Below are 14992 nucleotides of genomic sequence, written 5' to 3'. Positions count from 1 at the left end.
CGGTCTCAGTCGCCGATCTCGCTGGTGCCGGCGTACAGGTGCAGCACGGGCGCGTGCAGGTGCTCGCGGGCGCGGGAGGCCCAGTCGGACCGGAAGGTGTCCGCGACCACGTGCGGGTAGGTGACGACGACGACGTCCGCCACGCCCTCCGGCCCGCCCTCGGCCGTGACCGCCGCGCTCAGCGCGGGCAGCGGGTCCTCGTCGGTGACCTCGCCGTCGGCCACGGCCCCGGCCGCGCGCAGCGCGGCCAGCGACCGTGCGAGGCGGTCGGCGGCGGTCACCCGCGCCTCGGCGGTGGTGGGTTCCTTGCCGACGAGGTCCTGCCCGGCCTCGCGCAGCTCACCCACCCACAGGTGGTCGATGATCGCGGCCACGACGTTGCGGTCGGTGTCCGAGGGGACGAGCACGCGGTAGCGCTCGGCCTGGTCGTCGTGCAGGGACAGGATGTGCGCCACGTCGGCGTCGGTGAGGGCGTCCTCGGTGAGGACGACGGTCGTCGGCATGCCTGCACCGTAGTCATCCGGTGCGCCGCGCGCGAGGTCAGCGCAGCAGCCACCGCGCCAGGAGGGTGCCCGTGCCCGGCGCGTGCAGGAGGTGCGCGAGCCGCGCGGGCGCCGGCGGGGCCGCCGGGACGCCCCCGGCGGGCGTGTCGACGGGGCCGTGCGGCGGGGCGGCGACGATCCGTGACGGCCCGGGCCCCACGGTCAGCGGGCTGGTCGTGACGCACAGCTCGTCCACCAGGTGGTCCGCGAGCATCGCGGCGAGCAGCGTCGGCCCGCCCTCGCACAGCACCCGCGCGAGCCCTCGGTCAGCCAGCGCGGCGAGGCCGGCGGGGAGGTCGACCTCGTCCGGGTCGTGCGCCGCAGGCAGCGCCAGGACGCGGTCGGCGGGCAGCATCCGCGCCGCGGTCCGGGCCCCGGCGGCGCCGGTGAGGACCAGGGGCGGCCGGTCGCCGGTGGTGAGCTGCTGCGGCACCCGGCCCGAGCGCGACACCAGCGCGAGCTCGAGGGGCTGCTCGGCGGCGGACGCGAGGCCGGCGGGCCGGTCGAGCGCCGTGTAGCCCTCGTGCCGCGCCGTGCCGGCGCCGATCAGGACGACGTCGGCCGCCGCGCGCAGCACGCGGAACACGCGCCAGTCCGCGTCGTCGTTGATGGACCCGGACAGGTGGTCGGCGCCCCAGGCCCCGCCGTCGACCGTCGCGACCATGTTGGCCCGGACGGACGGTGTGCCCGCAGGCGTCTCGTAGAGCGCGGCGAGCCGGGTCTCGGCCGGGTCGGGGGGCAGGTGCTCGGGACCGGGGACGAGCAGGTCCAGCGGCGTCGTGGCAGATCTCACAGCGGCCAGCGTACTGACGCGGCGTAGCCTTGACGGTCGTGACGCTCACGCAGGACACCGCCGCGACGCCCCCGACTCCCGGCCCCCGGGAGGGCTCGGTGCCGTCGTTGTCGGCCGTCCGCCCGACCGTCTCGCCGGACCGGCTGCTCGCGGACCTCGTGCCGCCGCGCCACTTCGCGCAGGCCCGGTTCTCGACGTACCGCGCCGACCCGGCGCACCCGAGCCAGACGACGGTGCCGGCCCGGCTGCAGGAGGTCGCCCGCGAGATCACGGCGGCGCGCGCGTCCGGCCTCAAGGCGCTGTTCGGGCGTCGCAAGGCCGCCCCGGCGGTGTACATGGACGGTGGCTTCGGCGTCGGCAAGACGCACCTGCTCACCTCCCTGGCGCACGAGGTCACGGCCGCGCTGGGAGACGGGTCGGTCGCGTACGGCACGTTCGTCGAGTACACGAACCTGGTGGGCGCCCTCGGCTTCCTCCCGACCGTCGAGGCGCTGGCCAGCCGTCGGCTCGTCTGCATCGACGAGTTCGAGCTGGACGACCCGGGCGACACGGTGCTGATGTCCCGCCTGCTGCGCGAGCTCGCGGACCGCGACGTCGCCCTCGCCGCCACGTCGAACACCCTGCCCGAGGCGCTGGGGGAGGGCCGCTTCGCCGCGGAGGACTTCCTGCGCGAGATCCAGGCGCTCTCGTCACGTTTCGAGGTGCTGCGGGTGGACGGCAAGGACTACCGCCACCGCGCGGTGGTCACGGAGTCGGAGGCGCTGGCCGCGGACGTCGTGGCGCGCGCCGCCGCCGCCCGGCCCGGCGCGGTCCTCGACGAGTTCGACGACCTGCTCGCCCATCTCGCCACCGTGCACCCGAGCCGCTACGGCGCCCTGCTAGACGGCGTCGAGCTGGTGGCGCTCACCGGCGTGCGGCCCGTGCAGCGCCAGGAGGTGGCGCTGCGGCTGGTCGTGCTCGTCGACCGCCTCTACGACCGTGACGTGCCCGTCCTGCTCGCCGGCGACGCCGGTCAGCACCTGTTCTCCGAGGAGATGCTCCGCGGCGGCTACCGCAAGAAGTACTTCCGGGCGCTCTCGCGCCTGGGCGCGCTCGCCGAGGAGGGGCGCCGCCTCGCGGCCTGACCGCGACCTCGCCGCCGGGCCGGCTACGGCTCGAGCGGGCCGGTGTGCAGCACCGCGGGCGACCGGGGCGGCAGGCGCAGGCTGCCGCCCTCGTACGCCGTGCCGTCGGGGTCCCAGGCAGCGACGAGCCGGGTGTCCTCCGGCAGCTCGGTGACGTCGAGGGTCGCTCCCTCCGTGCCGGTGACGAGCGCGACGACGGTACGGCCACGCAGCCCGAGCAGCGTCGTCCCGTCGGTCCGGACCTCCACCGCCTGGTCGCGGTCGGCCGACGCCGCCGGGCGCAGCGCCACGAGGGTCCGGGTCCACGCCACGAGCCGCCGTGTGCGCGCGTCCCGGGCGGGGACGGGCACGTGCTCGGTGTCGAGCACCGGGGGTGTGCCGGCGAGGATCGCGAAGGTGAGCAGGCAGGCCCGGTCGTCGTCCGTGACGACCGCCGCCGCCAGGTCGGCCTCGTGCGCGTCGGGCGTCCACGGGACGGACCGGTTCGCGGCGGGGAGCCGTGTGAGGTCGCGGACGAGCACCGAGGCGGCGCGCTGGGTGGCGCGGTGCGCGCGGCGCAGGCTCGGCGGGCGCCAGGGCGCGTCGGACGCGGGTGGGAAGACCTCCTGGGCGAGCCTGCGCAGGTCCTGGGCGCGGTCGTCGTCACCCGGGGCGGCGAGGATGTCGTGCACGACCGTCGTCAGCCGGTCGCTGCGCCCCGGCCCGTCCACGAGGAGGGCGACGCGACGGCCGAGCCGCTCGCCGAGGCGGTGGACGTCCTCGGCGAGCTCGCCGAGGAACGGGACCGCGGAGCGGTCGACGAGGGCCTCGACGTCGAGGAGCAGGCCGTCGACGTGGAAGTCGCGCAGCCACCGCTCGGCGTCGGCCACGAGGAAGTCTCGCGGTCCCCGGCTGCCGGTCCCGTCGAGGTTGAGGCGCGGGCTGTCCGAGCCCGCGGGGCTCGGCCTGGCCCCGGTGCGGGGGCCGATACGCGACCCGGCCGCATAGGGGCCGAAGGCGTGCAGGCCGAGCCGGTCGGCGACGGCCCAGCGGTGCGGGGCGTCGAGCACGACGGCGAGGCCGTGCGCGTGCGCGCGGTCGACGAACCGCTGCAGGGCGCGCGGTCCGCCGAACGGCTCGTGCACGGCGAAGAGGCGGACGCCCCCGACGGGCCCGCGCTCCGGGTCGAACGCGGCGACGGGGGAGAGCTCGACGCCGACGACGCCGGCGTCCGCGACGTCCGCCAGGCGGTCTGCGGCGGCGTCGAGGGTGCCCTCGGGCGTGAACGTCGAGATGTCGACCCGCAGGAGGGCTCCGACGCCGAGGTCGGCGCCGTGCCAGGCGTCGTCCGTCCAGGGGAAGTCCGGATCCAGCACGCGGGACGGCCCGTGGAAGCCGTGCGGCAGGGAGGTGCTGCACGGGTCGGGGACCGGAGCCCTGCCGTCGATCGAGAACATGTAGTCGGTGCCGACCGCCAGCTCGTCGTCGGCGCGCCAGTAGCCGGGCTCGTGCGCGCCCACGAGGCGCAGCGGCAGCCGGTCGCCCGTCGCTGACAGGACCACCTCGACCGTGTGGGCACGCGGGGCCCAGACGACGGGGCGGGGCCCCGGCCAGCGGTCCTGCGTGCGCGGGAGCGGGGGCGGGGGGCCGGGCGCCGCCCTGTCGGCGAGGCCAGGCTCGGCAGCGGTCACGGCCGACACTCTAGCCACGGGCACCCGTCCACGCGGCTTGTGGTCCGGGGGCTGGCTGCGCGCGCACCGGCGCAGCGTGCACGCGCCCGTCAGGAGGTGTCCGGGGCACGTGCAGGCGCGGAGGCGGCGGCCATGACGCGGGTGATCTTGGACAAAAATACTGTGCCAAGCGCAGGCGGGCCGGCGCGGCTGCTGCTAGACCTGGGCCCATGAGCACGCACCACACGGACGCCGTCACCCCGGCGACAGTGAAGGACATGTTGGACGAGTCGATCGCCTCGCAGGCGCGGCTGGCACCCCGGCGCCGCCCGCAGGACGACCGGCTCGGCGACGCGCGAGCGGGAGGCGACGCGGCGAAGGCGCCGACGTCCCTCACGGCGGCCGAGCACGGCCCCATGGAGGGCGCCTCCAGCGGAGTGTCCTGGGACGACCCCGACGAGCTCTGACCGCAGGGCCGCGCTGCGCCTCAGCGGGGGAGGCGGTCCGCTCCGACGGGGACCAGCCGCGGCATCCCGGCGGGTGCGACGCGGCTCAGCGCGACGTAGCGGGCCTCCGCGCGGTGCAGGCGGATGTGCTCGTCGAGGGACCAGTCCGGCCCGTTGGTGAGCACCATCCCGCACGAGCAGTCGATCTCCACCACGCCGCCCGCGACGTGCCGCACCTGGCCCACCGTGACGTGCGACGCCCGCGCGGCCGCCTTGGCCCGGTGCATGGTCGCGGAGACCGGGTCGGGAGAGCTAGCGGCAGGCTCGTCGACGGGCTCGTCGACAGGGGCGGGCGAAGCGTGGTTCACGCGGGCGAGCCTAGTGCGTGTGGGCGATGCCGAGCTCGTGCATCCGTTCGTGCTCCTCGCGCGCTGCCTGGCGCGCGGCGATGCGGGCCTGGACCTCCTCGCGGCGCAGCGGCGGCACCGTCTTCGGAGGTTGGCGCCGGGCCGGGAGCTCTCCCAGCAGGCGCGTGACGATCTCGGCGATCTCGGCGGTGGCCTCCTCGCAGGGCTCGCGCGTGGTGGGGCCCGCGGATCGCTGGACGCCCGTCACCTTGCGGACGAACTGCTCCGCGGCGGCCCGGATCTCCTCGTCGGTGGCGGGCGGCTCGAGCCCCCGCAAGGTCGTGATGTTGCGGCACATGGTCCTGACGCTACGCCGCGACGGTGTCGAGGGCGACGGGCGAGGCCGGCCGGCAGCAGTCGGCTCGGGAAGCGGGTGGAGAACGACGAAGGCCGCCCCGGTGGTCCGGGGCGGCCTCGTGCTGGTGGGCGATACTGGGATCGAACCAGTGACCTCTTCCGTGTCAGGGAAGCGCGCTACCGCTGCGCCAATCGCCCAAACGGCTGCTGCGCTCCCGAGACGGGAATGCAGAGCTCGGAGCGGATGACGGGACTCGAACCCGCGACCCTCACCTTGGCAAGGTGATGCTCTACCAACTGAGCCACATCCGCGCGACCAAGGAGCTCCGGGGTTTCCCCCCGGCCTCTCGGCGCCTGAGGAACATTACCCGGCCAGGGGCGGGCTGGTCCAATCGCGGCCGTGTGACCTGCGACGCCGTGCCGGTCGCCCTCTGTCGCTCTTCTGTCGCTCGGCTGTAGATCGTCGGTCGTCCGCTGTCGTCCGGACGATCTGTCCCGTTGCGCTCGCGCTCCGCGCCGTCAGGCCTGATGCTGCGAGCGGGCGCGTGCGTCCGAGGCGACGTCGGCGCGGGGCGAGGACGGAGACGCATGGGCGAGGACCAGGGCGGGGAGCCGGCCCCGCCGCGGCGACGAGACTGGCGGGAGCGTCTCGCCGCGGTCCTGCACGCAGGCGGTCCCGCCAGTCGGCCGCAGCCTGCGCCCCGGCATGTGGTGGACCCGGACCTCGTGCCGCTCCTCACCGAGCTCGGCGTCGGGCTGCTCGACGCGGGGCAGGCGACGAACGAGGTCGAGGACGCGCTCCGCCAGGTCTCGCGGACCCGCGGCGAGGCGGAGGTGCGCGCGTTCGTCGTGCCCACGGGCGTGCTGGTGCAGGTCGACGAGCCGGACGACGTGCGCACCTACTACGAGAGCTCGACGGGGCTCGGCTTCCACCTGGACCAGGTCGGCGCCCTCGACACGCTCGTCGAGGACGTGGCCGCGGCGCGCGTGTCGCTGCGGGACGCGCGCATGCGGCTGGCCGAGATCGCCGCGGCGCCGGCCCGGTTCGGTCCCGTGGTGGCCGTGCTCGGGCACGTCCTGCTGTCCGTCGGCTTCGCCCTGTGCCAGCAACCCACCGCCGGTTCGGTCGTCGGGGTCGCGGCCCTCGGGCTCGTCGTCGGCGTCCTGCAGGTGAGCGTGCCGCGGGGGAGCGCCCTCGCGAACGCCCTGCCCGTCCTCGCGTCGTTCCTCGTCACGGTCCTCGCGATCGGCGTCGTCGACCCGCTGGTCGACGCCAGCCTCGTCGACCTCGTCGCGCCGCCCCTGGTCAGCCTGCTGCCCGGCGCCGCGCTCACCACGGCCACCATGGAGCTCACGCACCACCAGGTGGTGTCGGGCGCGAGCCGGCTGGTGCACGGGCTCGGTCAGCTGCTCCTCCTCGCCTTCGGCGTCGTCGCCGGCGTGGCGGCCGCCGGGACCCCGGAGCCGGTGGCGGGGGCGCCCCTGCCCGCCTGGGTCGCGTACGTCGGCGTGGCCCTCGTGGCCTGCGGGGACGTGCTGTACTCGTCGGCGCCCCGCCGCTCGCTGGGCTGGATCGCGCTGACCCTGTACGCGGCGTTCGTCGCGCAGGCCGTGGGGGCGGTGCTGCTGTCCCCGCAGCTCTCGGGCTTCCTGGGCGGCTTCGTGCTGGTCGTCGTGGCGCGGGTCGTCGCGCGGGCACGGACGGGCCCGTCGCGGCTCGTGACGACGCTGCCCGGCTTCTGGCTGCTCGTGCCCGGCTCGCTGGGCTTCATCGGGATCTCGGAGGTGGCCACGTCCGGTGCGCAGGCTGTCACCGAGCTCGTGGACCTGGTGCTGGCGCTCTTCGCGATCGCGCTCGGGATCATGACGGGCACCGCCGTGTCGCGGCAGGCGTCGACGCTGACCCAGAGCCTGCGGCGTCCCCTCCGTGCCCAAGGACGACGAAGCCCCTGACCGGGGGCCGGTCAGGGGCTTCGTCGTGCTGGTGGGCGATACTGGGATCGAACCAGTGACCTCTTCCGTGTCAGGGAAGCGCGCTACCGCTGCGCCAATCGCCCATGCTGCGAGGTGGGTACGGGATTCGAACCCGTGTATACGGCTTTGCAGGCCGCTGCCTCGCCTCTCGGCCAACCCACCTTGAGACGTGCTCTCCCGACGCTCATCGCGAGTCGATCAGAGAGTGGGCCTCCGAGCGGATGACGGGACTCGAACCCGCGACCCTCACCTTGGCAAGGTGATGCTCTACCAACTGAGCCACATCCGCACGACCAGGAACTTGGACACCTTGCGGTGACCGCCGTTCTGGCGCGCCCCAAACATTAGTGGACCCTTGACGGTCCGTCCAATCGCCTCGCCGGTGCCTCCCCGGCGCCACGCTGGTCGCCGCGCCGGAGCCGTTAGCGTGCTCCTGTGACCGCGCCGACCTCCTGGGCCACGTTCGCCGGACGCCGCGCGACGCGCGCCGTCGAGTGCGTCGACCTCGCCGAGCAGCCGGAGCGGCTGGACGAGGGCCTGTGGTTCGTCGTCGTCGACTTCGAGGCCGACCTCGGCCGCGACGGCACCACACGCCGGGGCGGCCGTGCACGCGCGTGGCGGTTCGCGGAGGTCGCCGCCGAGCCCTCGCGCCCCGCGCCCCCACGGACGGACGACTGGCACGGCCCGGCGCCGTCGGACTGGCGCACCTCCATGGACCGGGACGCGTACGTGCGCGCGGTCGGGACCGTCCGTGAGCGGGTACGGCGCGGGGACGTCTACCAGGTCAACGTCTGCCGTGTGCTCTCCGCTCCCCTCCCGGCCGGTGCGACGCCGGACGGCGTCGTCGAGCCGGACGCCGCCGCCCTGGCCGCTCGGCTCGCCGCCGGCAACCCCGCCCCGTACGCCGCCGCCGTGCACGTCCCGGCGTCGAGCGGGCTCGACCCCGTCTGGGTGGTGAGCGCCTCGCCCGAGCTGTACCTGTCCCTCCTTGGCCCTGTCCTGGCCTCGGGACCGATCAAGGGCACCGCCCGGACGCCCGACGGGCTCACGGCGAAGGACCGGGCCGAGAACGTCATGATCACCGACCTCGTGCGCAACGACCTGCAGCGCGTGTGCCGCCCCGGCACGGTGGACGTCACCGACCTGCTCGCCGTCGAGGAGCACCCCGGCCTCGTGCACCTCGTCTCGCGGGTGCAGGGCCGGCTCGACCCGGACCTGGACGGGCCGGGCCGCTGGGGACGGGCGCTCGAGGCCACGTTCCCGCCCGGGTCGGTGTCGGGCGCGCCCAAGTCGTCCGCGCTGCGCCTCGTCGCGGAGCTGGAGCCCGTGGCCCGTGGCCCGTACTGCGGCGCCGTCGGCTGGGTGGACGGCGACGCCGGACGGGCCGAGCTCGCGGTCGGCATCCGCACGTTCTGGTGGACCGACGGACCCGGCGGCGGCGTCCTGCGCTTCGGCACCGGCGCCGGGATCACGTGGGGCAGCGACCCCGCGAAGGAGTGGCAGGAGACCGAGCTCAAGGCCGCGCGCCTCGTCGGCCTCGCGTCGTCGTCCCCCGAGGTGCCGCCTCCCGTGCCCGTCGACCGATGAGTTCCGGCGTCCGCCGACGTCGGACGGGCATGACACAGGTGACGTGCGACATCGGGATCTCCCTCGACGGCTACTCGGCCGGGCTCAACCAGAACCTGGAGCAGCCGTTCGGGGACGGCGTGGGCGGCGGGGAGCAGATCCACGCGTGGATGTTCGACCACGCGGACGCCCACCGCGCCGAGCTCGACGCCATCACGGCCGCGGGCGCCTTCATCATGGGCCGCAACATGTTCACCCCCGGGCGCGGGGAGTGGGACCTGGGCTGGCGCGGCTGGTGGGGCGAGGACCCGCCGTACCACGCGCCCGTCTTCGTGCTCACCCACCACGAGCGCGAACCGCTGGAGATGGACGGCGGCACCACCTTCCACTTCGTGACGGGCGGCCCGCAGGAGGCGCTCGACCGCGCACGCGAGGCCGCCGGCAACCGGGACGTGTCCATCGCCGGTGGCGCCACGACGGTCGGGCAGTTCCTCGCCGCCGACCTCGTCGACGAGCTGCGCCTGCACATCGCGCCCGTCGTCCTCGGGGTCGAGGGTGTGCGCCTGTTCGACGGCGTCGGGAACCACGCGCTGCGCGCCGCCGGAGGCCGGGTCACCCCCGAGGTGACGCATCTCGTGCTGCGTCGCTGACCAGGCGCTACTCGGGGACGTTGCCGGTGTCGTGGCCCAGCAGGTACGGCGTCGTGACCCCCTCGTACATGAGGTGCGCGACGAGGCCCTCCGTCGCGTGCGGCAGGTTGTGGCAGTGGTCCATCCAGATGCCGGGGTTGTCGGCGACGAAGGCGATGTCGTAGACCTCGCCGTCGCCGACCTCCAGCGAGTCCACCCACCACGGGCTGCCGCTCGCCGCCACGCCGTCGCGGGACAGCACGACGACGTGGTGGCCGTGCAGGTGCATCGGGTGCGGCTCCCCGCTGCGGTTGTCGATCCGCATCCGGACCACGTCGCCCTCGGCGACCGTGAACATGGGCACGTCCGGGTAGGTGTGGCCGTTCACCGTCCAGTGCAGCCCGGGCTTGCCGTCGAGGAAGCCCGGCGCCCGGCCGATGACGTACGGGAAGCTGCGCGTCGCGTCCTGGGGGTCGAAGCCCAGCGGGGCGGGCGTGCCGTACGACAACGGGTCGAGCGTCGTGGTCGGCCGAGGCTCCGGTGCACGCTCCTCGCCCGCCGGTCCGACGACCACGCCGGCGGAGCCGCCGAGCTCGACCCGCGCGGCCGACCCGTCCGCGGGGGCGACGACGAGCAGGTCGGCGCGGCCCCCCGCGGGTACGACGACGGCCTGGTCGTGCACCTCGGGCGGCTCGTGGACGTCGGACCCGTCGATCGCCAGGAGGCGGAACGAGGCGCCGCTCACCCAGACCGGCAGGCTGCCGTTGTCGGTGCTGACCACGCGGACCCGCGCGGCCCGGCCGGGGGACACCTCGACCGGCAGGTCGCCGGTGGTGCCCTGCACCGTGCGACGAGCCCCGTACTGGTGCACGAGCGCGGGCACGTCGACGGCCGTGGCGAGCAGGCGCGCCACCTGCGCACCGCCCGCGACCTCCGCAGCCGGGTCGGGGCTGACCACCACGGCGCCGAGGAGACCCTTGCGGACCTGCTCGTGCGAGACCTGGTGCGAGTGGTACCAGTAGGTGCCCGCGTCGGCGGCGACGAACCGGTAGGTGAACGAGCCGCCCACGGGGACGGCGTCCTGCGTCACCCCCGCGACGCCGTCCGCGGCACCCGGGACGTCGACACCGTGCCAGTGCAGCGTGGCGCCGCCGGGCACGCTCTCGTTGACGAACCGGACCTCGACGAGGTCGCCCTGGGTGGCGTGCACGGTCGGGCCGGGCGTCGACCCGTTGACCGTGTACGCGTCGATCGTGACACCCGGCGCGATCTCCACCTGCTCGGACCGCGCCGTCAGGGTGAGCCGGACGTCCGCCGGTCCCGACGGCGCGGTGAGCTCGTCGACGCCTACTGCTGCCGCCGAGGCGCCATGGCCGCGGTCGCGGCCATCGCTGCCGTGGCCGCCATGTCCACCATGAGCGTCGAGGCTGGTCACGCGCGGTCCGCTGCCGCGCTCGGGTGCGCCGGCGTCGGCCACCGAGAAGCTCCCCGGGACCCGGCTGGTCTGCCAGAGCAGCGCGAGCGGGACGAGGACGGCGGCCGCGAGCAGGACCGCGACGACGCGCCGCAGGATCGCGGACGCACGCGCCGTCATCGTCCCGCCGCCCTCAGGACGCGAGGCCCTCGACCGGCGCGCCGCCGGTCGCAGCGGGCGCCGTGCCAGGCAGCCTGCCGCGCGCCGCGACCCGCCACCCGGTGTACAGAGAGACGCCGAACAGCAGGAGCGCGTTGACGCCGTGCAGCGCGCCCAGGAACGGGACGCTGTGCCCGGCCAGGCCGAGCGTCACCTGCAGCACCACGAGCAGCAGAATCGCGAGCCCCCACCGCCAGGCACCCCGGACTCCGGCGAAGAAGGACGCGACGAGCGTCAGGATCGCGACGACGGGCAGCACCATCGTCCCGTTCACGCCGTGGAGCATGAACCCGACCTCCTCCGGGAACAGCGACGGTCCGGAACCGCTCTGCTCCATCGCGGCCTGGTCGAGCACGCCGCCGTCGTCGATGAACAGCCCCAGCCCGGCGACGGCATAGACCATCACGGCGGCCTGCACGACGACGCCCGCGGCGACGACGTACGCCAGAGTGCGGAAGACCTGTCTCACTGAGATCACCTCGAAGTCACCGGGGCCGCGCCGTCGCGGCCCCTCCTTCCGATGGTGAGGCGCCCGCCCCGCACGCGATACGACCACCCGGGGTGAACGCGCGGGTGAACTGGGGGCACGAGGATCATGCCGAAGGCGTGCGACGTCCGGCACACTGGCCCTCATGAGTCTGGTGATCTGGGCGGAGGGCCGCCTTGTCGGTCAGGGAGAGGCGGCGCTGAGCGCCGTCGACCACGGCATCACGGTCGGGGACGGCGTCTTCGAGACGTGCACGGTCTTCGACGGGCAGGCGTTCGCGCTGACCCGCCATCTGCGGCGGCTCGCGCGGTCGGCGCAGGGCCTCGGCCTCGCGGCGCCCGACGAGCAGAAGGTGCGCGACGGCGTGGCCGCCGTCCTCGCCGAGGCCGTGCGGGCCGACGGCCCGTTCGACGGCCGCCTGCGCATCACCGTGACCGGAGGGATCGGCCCGCTCGGGTCCGGGCGGGTCGACGCCCCGCAGACGGTCGTCGTCGCCGTGCAGGACTCGGCGATGGCCCCGACCTCGCGCTCCGCCCGCTCGCCGTGGCCGCGCAACGAGAGGTCCGCCGTCGCCGGCCTCAAGACGACGTCGTACGCCGAGAACGTCGTGGCGCTCGCGGACGCCGTGCGCAAGGGCGGCGACGAGTCGATCCTGCCCAACACCGTGGGCGACCTGTGCGAGGGCACCGGGTCGAACGTCTTCGTCGAGCGGGACGGCGAGCTGGTCACGCCCACCCTCGAGTCCGGGTGCCTCGCCGGCATCACGCGTGCCCTGGTGCTGGAGTGGTCGGCCGAGGAGGGGCTGCCCGTGCGCGAGGCGAAGGAGGGCGAGCTGCCGTTCACCGTCCTCGACGAGGTGACCCAGGGCCGGTCGCAGCTCACGCTCACGTCCTCGGGGCGCAACGTGCAGCCCGTCGTGTGGCTCGACGGCGCCGACGTCGCCGTGGGCGAGGTGTCCCGCGCCGCGCGCGAGGTGTTCGAGCGCAACTGCCGCGAGCGCCTCGACCCCTGACGGTGCCGGAGGCGCCGGTTTGGTCCGCCGCCCGATCTGTGGCTAATATCGTCCACGCACCGGGCGATTGGCGCAGTGGTAGCGCGCTTCGTTCACACCGAAGAGGTCACTGGTTCGAACCCAGTATCGCCCACCCGCGAGAGAAGGCCCTCCGACCAGCAGAAGCGCTGGTCGGAGGGCCTTCTTGTCGCGTTCACCCCTCGAGCAGGCCGCGCCGGAACCCCACGGCGACCGCGGCCGCGCGATCGCCGACCCCGAGCTTGGCGTAGATGCTGATCAGGTGCGTCTTCACCGTCGCCTCGCTGAGGTGCAGGCGCTCTCCGGCGGCGCGGTTCGTCGTGCCGTCGGCGACGAGCGCGAGCACCTCGAGCTCGCGGGGAGTGAGAACGGATGCTTCCGGCGAGCGCACCCTGCGCACGAGCCGCGACGCGACCGAGGGCGCGAGCACCGCGTCGCCGACCGCGGCCGCGCGAATGGCGCGCAGCAACTCGTCCCGCGGTGCGTCTTTCAGCAGGTAGCCAGTCGCCCCCGCCTCGATGGCGGGCAGCACGTCGGCGTCGGCGTCGTAGGTGGTGAGCACGACGACGCGTGCGCGGATGCCGAGCCGGCCGAACTCGCGGATCGCGGCAACCCCGTCCATGCCGCGCATCCGCAGGTCCATGAGCACGACGTCGGGGTCGAGCACGCGCGCGAGGGCGACCGACTGGGAGCCGTCCGACGCCTCACCGACGACCTCGACCCCGGGGTCGGTCGCGACCATGCCGACGATCCCGTCGCGCACGACCGGGTGGTCGTCGGCGACGAGCAGGCGCACGGGCGCTGCGACGTGACCGCTCATGCGGGCACCTCCGCGCGCACAGCGGTGCCGAGCCCGGGCCGGGACTCCACGACGAGCGCGCCGGCCAGCGACTCGATGCGCTCGCGCATGGCGAGCAGGCCGTAGCCGGCGCCGGCGGGGTCGGCGGATGCGTCGAAGCCGCAGCCGTCGTCGCGCACCTCGAGCCGGGCGCGGCCGCCGACGGTGCGCAGCTCGAGCAACACGCGGTGCGCCGCCGCGTGCCTGTCGACGTTCGCCAGCGCCTCTTGCGCCGTGCGCAGCAGGGCCACCTCGGTCTCGGTGCGCAGCTGCGCGCCGCCACCGGTGACGACCTCGACGGGGACACCGGTGCGGGCGGACCAGGTGCGTGCGACGTTCGCGAGCGCCTCCGGCAGTCGGGTGGCGTCGAGGGCGGGCGGCCTGAGCGCCTGCACCGAGCGGCGGGCCTCGGCGAGGCCGTCGCGTGCCAGCGCGAGCGCGGCATCCGTGTGCCTTGCTCGCGTGCCGTCGTCGACCGCCTGCTCCGCCGCCTGAAGCTGCGTCACGATGCCGGCGAAGTTTTGCGCGAGGGTGTCGTGGATCTCGCGGGCGAGTCGCCCTCGCTCAGCCTCGGTGGCGGTCTGCTGGGTCTGGCGCTGGGCGAGGCTGAGGCCCCACGACAGCCCGCACATCACGACGACGTTGAGCGTGACCACGGTTGCCGTCGCGACGATGCCGACGGTGTCGTGCCCGAAGCCCGAGCTCTGGGCCCAGCCCGCGACGACCGCGGTGGCGCCGACGGGAAGCAGCTCCCACGGCCACGGGACCATCGAGTACGCGAACGAGAAGGTCGCCACGGTGAGGAACCCGAACCAGCCGTCGCGCAGCACGAGCAGCAGGTTCAGGACGATCATGCCGCCCACGAGCACGGCGCTCGTCGTCGGGTGCCCGTGCCACCCGAACGGCAGGTCGCGCAGGACCAGCACCCACAGGGCGGTGCCGGCGCACAGCGCCAGCGTCGGGCCGAGCTGCGCCCACTGGCCCCACTGCATCACGAGGGTGAACAGCGCCAGGACGCCGAGCAGGACGTACGGCGTCGTCGTGAGGACGACGCGCCAGCGCGGGTGCAGTGCGGACACGGCCCGACCCTACGCGTGTCGGGGGAACAGGGTGCGGACGCGCGGCAGCAGCGCGAGGACCGCCACGGGGAGCACGATCGCGCCGCACACGGCCTGCTCGACGCGGACCCAGGCGGGCAGGAAGTCTGGGATCGAGACGACCACGACGACCGCGACCACGATGACGGGCGCGATGATCGCGAGACGTGCCCAGGAGGCACGCGAGCCGCGGGCCGCGCCGCGGGCGAACAGGAGCTGCACGATCGCGCTGGCGAGCACGAACGAGCACCGGATCCACACGGCGACGTCGACGGGCCCGACGAGCAGCGTCGTGACGATCAGGGCGACGATCATCGTCGCGCTGAGCCCGAGGAAGGCGACGAGCAGGCGCAGGATCGGGCGGAAGGCGGCGCGGCGGGCGAGATCGGCCGCAACACGATCGGCGGCAGCGTGAGCGGCGGCAAGGTTCTGGGTCATGCCCTCATGCTGCGTGCGGGGGCCGTCACCGTGGATCGACCG

16 protein-coding genes and 6 tRNA genes are annotated in these 14992 nt (G+C 74.8%); 7 read left to right on the top strand and 15 right to left on the bottom strand.

Going from position 1 to position 14992, the window contains the following annotated elements:
* Positions 1-5 precede the first annotated feature (5 nt).
* Both ACWGKI_RS04440 and ACWGKI_RS04435 read right to left on the bottom strand, forming a co-directional pair.
* A complete protein-coding gene (locus ACWGKI_RS04440) occupies positions 6-503 on the bottom strand; it encodes a hypothetical protein (RefSeq protein WP_380245195.1) in 498 nt (165 codons plus the stop codon).
* Positions 504-540: 37 nt separating this feature from the next.
* Entirely contained in the window at positions 541-1335 is a 795-nt protein-coding gene (locus ACWGKI_RS04435; RefSeq protein WP_452185005.1) for a dihydrofolate reductase family protein, read from the bottom strand.
* Positions 1336-1373: 38 nt separating this feature from the next.
* On the opposite strand from ACWGKI_RS04435, the gene zapE reads away from it, so the two are divergent.
* Positions 1374-2459 carry a cell division protein ZapE gene (gene zapE, locus ACWGKI_RS04430; protein ID WP_452185003.1) on the top strand — a complete coding sequence of 362 codons (1086 nt, stop codon included), beginning with the start codon at positions 1374-1376 and terminating at the stop codon, positions 2457-2459.
* A 23-nt stretch (positions 2460-2482) separates the two neighbouring features.
* Here zapE and ACWGKI_RS04425 read toward each other — a convergent pair whose 3' ends face one another.
* Complete coding sequence (locus ACWGKI_RS04425; protein WP_452185001.1) at positions 2483-4129, bottom strand: hypothetical protein; 1647 nt, start codon at positions 4127-4129, stop codon at positions 2483-2485.
* A 209-nt stretch (positions 4130-4338) separates the two neighbouring features.
* Between ACWGKI_RS04425 and ACWGKI_RS04420 the strand changes: the two genes are divergently transcribed.
* Complete coding sequence (locus ACWGKI_RS04420; protein ID WP_452184999.1) at positions 4339-4575, top strand: hypothetical protein; 237 nt, start codon at positions 4339-4341, stop codon at positions 4573-4575.
* Between the two features lie 20 nt (positions 4576-4595).
* Here ACWGKI_RS04420 and ACWGKI_RS04415 read toward each other — a convergent pair whose 3' ends face one another.
* From ACWGKI_RS04415 to ACWGKI_RS04400, 4 genes are all read right to left on the bottom strand, one after another.
* Positions 4596-4922 (bottom strand): hypothetical protein, encoded by a 327-nt coding sequence (locus tag ACWGKI_RS04415; RefSeq protein WP_452184997.1) that lies wholly within the window; start codon positions 4920-4922, stop codon positions 4596-4598.
* Between the two features lie 10 nt (positions 4923-4932).
* Entirely contained in the window at positions 4933-5259 is a 327-nt protein-coding gene (locus tag ACWGKI_RS04410; protein ID WP_452184995.1) for a DUF2277 domain-containing protein, read from the bottom strand.
* A 122-nt stretch (positions 5260-5381) separates the two neighbouring features.
* Positions 5382-5456: transfer RNA gene (locus ACWGKI_RS04405), tRNA-Val, on the bottom strand.
* A gap of 41 nt (positions 5457-5497) precedes the next feature.
* Positions 5498-5570, bottom strand: a tRNA-Gly gene (locus tag ACWGKI_RS04400).
* Between the two features lie 396 nt (positions 5571-5966).
* Here ACWGKI_RS04400 and ACWGKI_RS04395 point away from each other — a divergent pair.
* Positions 5967-7211 carry a threonine/serine ThrE exporter family protein gene (locus tag ACWGKI_RS04395; protein WP_452184993.1) on the top strand — a complete coding sequence of 415 codons (1245 nt, stop codon included), beginning with the start codon at positions 5967-5969 and terminating at the stop codon, positions 7209-7211.
* A 29-nt stretch (positions 7212-7240) separates the two neighbouring features.
* Here the strand turns inward: ACWGKI_RS04395 and ACWGKI_RS04390 are convergent.
* The 3 genes from ACWGKI_RS04390 to ACWGKI_RS04380 form a co-directional block, all read right to left on the bottom strand.
* A tRNA-Val gene (locus ACWGKI_RS04390) sits at positions 7241-7315 on the bottom strand.
* An 8-nt stretch (positions 7316-7323) separates the two neighbouring features.
* Positions 7324-7394 (bottom strand) — tRNA-Cys (locus ACWGKI_RS04385).
* Between the two features lie 54 nt (positions 7395-7448).
* Positions 7449-7521, bottom strand: a tRNA-Gly gene (locus ACWGKI_RS04380).
* 146 nt (positions 7522-7667) lie between these two features.
* Between ACWGKI_RS04380 and ACWGKI_RS04375 the strand changes: the two genes are divergently transcribed.
* Complete coding sequence (locus ACWGKI_RS04375) at positions 7668-8819, top strand: chorismate-binding protein (RefSeq protein WP_452184991.1); 1152 nt, start codon at positions 7668-7670, stop codon at positions 8817-8819.
* A 29-nt stretch (positions 8820-8848) separates the two neighbouring features.
* The gene (locus ACWGKI_RS04370) at positions 8849-9448 is read left to right on the top strand and encodes a dihydrofolate reductase family protein (protein ID WP_452184989.1); all 600 of its coding nucleotides are present in this window, start codon (positions 8849-8851) and stop codon (positions 9446-9448) included.
* Positions 9449-9455: 7 nt separating this feature from the next.
* Here the strand turns inward: ACWGKI_RS04370 and ACWGKI_RS04365 are convergent, their stop codons facing one another.
* Both ACWGKI_RS04365 and ACWGKI_RS04360 read right to left on the bottom strand, forming a co-directional pair.
* Entirely contained in the window at positions 9456-11021 is a 1566-nt protein-coding gene (locus tag ACWGKI_RS04365) for a multicopper oxidase family protein (protein ID WP_452184987.1), read from the bottom strand.
* 13 nt (positions 11022-11034) lie between these two features.
* Positions 11035-11529 (bottom strand): hypothetical protein, encoded by a 495-nt coding sequence (locus ACWGKI_RS04360; protein ID WP_380241224.1) that lies wholly within the window; start codon positions 11527-11529, stop codon positions 11035-11037.
* 163 nt (positions 11530-11692) lie between these two features.
* On the opposite strand from ACWGKI_RS04360, the gene ACWGKI_RS04355 reads away from it, so the two are divergent.
* Both ACWGKI_RS04355 and ACWGKI_RS04350 read left to right on the top strand, forming a co-directional pair.
* On the top strand, positions 11693-12559 hold the full coding sequence (locus tag ACWGKI_RS04355) for an aminotransferase class IV (RefSeq protein ID WP_452184985.1): 867 nt from the start codon (positions 11693-11695) through the stop codon (positions 12557-12559).
* Between the two features lie 61 nt (positions 12560-12620).
* Positions 12621-12692: transfer RNA gene (locus tag ACWGKI_RS04350), tRNA-Val, on the top strand.
* 60 nt (positions 12693-12752) lie between these two features.
* On the opposite strand, the gene ACWGKI_RS04345 is transcribed toward ACWGKI_RS04350, so the two are convergent.
* The 3 genes from ACWGKI_RS04345 to ACWGKI_RS04335 are packed head-to-tail and all read right to left on the bottom strand — an operon-like array spanning position 12753 to position 14950.
* On the bottom strand, positions 12753-13397 hold the full coding sequence (locus tag ACWGKI_RS04345) for a response regulator (RefSeq protein WP_452184983.1): 645 nt from the start codon (positions 13395-13397) through the stop codon (positions 12753-12755).
* Positions 13394-14494, bottom strand: a complete 1101-nt coding sequence (locus ACWGKI_RS04340; protein ID WP_452184981.1) for a sensor histidine kinase — start codon at positions 14492-14494, stop codon at positions 13394-13396. The genes ACWGKI_RS04345 and ACWGKI_RS04340 overlap by 4 nt, the downstream gene beginning before the upstream one ends.
* A 9-nt stretch (positions 14495-14503) precedes the next feature.
* Entirely contained in the window at positions 14504-14950 is a 447-nt protein-coding gene (locus ACWGKI_RS04335; protein WP_452184979.1) for a hypothetical protein, read from the bottom strand.
* Positions 14951-14992 lie beyond the last annotated feature (42 nt).

The organism is Isoptericola sp. NPDC055881 (assembly GCF_053615895.1).
The sequence above is the reverse complement of the archived record's forward strand: the minus strand, read 5'-3'. Positions and strand labels throughout refer to the sequence as shown.

Excerpts from the sequence above, each read along its gene's own strand:
- ACWGKI_RS04355 (WP_452184985.1), top strand. The coding sequence starts at position 11,693 with ATGAGTCTGGTGATCTGGGCGGAGGGCCGCCTTGTCGGTCAGGGAGAG.
- ACWGKI_RS04365 (WP_452184987.1), bottom strand. The coding sequence starts at position 11,021 with ATGACGGCGCGTGCGTCCGCGATCCTGCGGCGCGTCGTCGCGGTCCTG.
- ACWGKI_RS04370 (WP_452184989.1), top strand. The coding sequence starts at position 8,849 with ATGACACAGGTGACGTGCGACATCGGGATCTCCCTCGACGGCTACTCG.
- ACWGKI_RS04440 (WP_380245195.1), bottom strand. The coding sequence starts at position 503 with ATGCCGACGACCGTCGTCCTCACCGAGGACGCCCTCACCGACGCCGAC.
- ACWGKI_RS04410 (WP_452184995.1), bottom strand. The coding sequence starts at position 5,259 with ATGTGCCGCAACATCACGACCTTGCGGGGGCTCGAGCCGCCCGCCACC.
- ACWGKI_RS04345 (WP_452184983.1), bottom strand. The coding sequence starts at position 13,397 with ATGAGCGGTCACGTCGCAGCGCCCGTGCGCCTGCTCGTCGCCGACGAC.
- ACWGKI_RS04335 (WP_452184979.1), bottom strand. The coding sequence starts at position 14,950 with ATGACCCAGAACCTTGCCGCCGCTCACGCTGCCGCCGATCGTGTTGCG.
- ACWGKI_RS04420 (WP_452184999.1), top strand. The coding sequence starts at position 4,339 with ATGAGCACGCACCACACGGACGCCGTCACCCCGGCGACAGTGAAGGAC.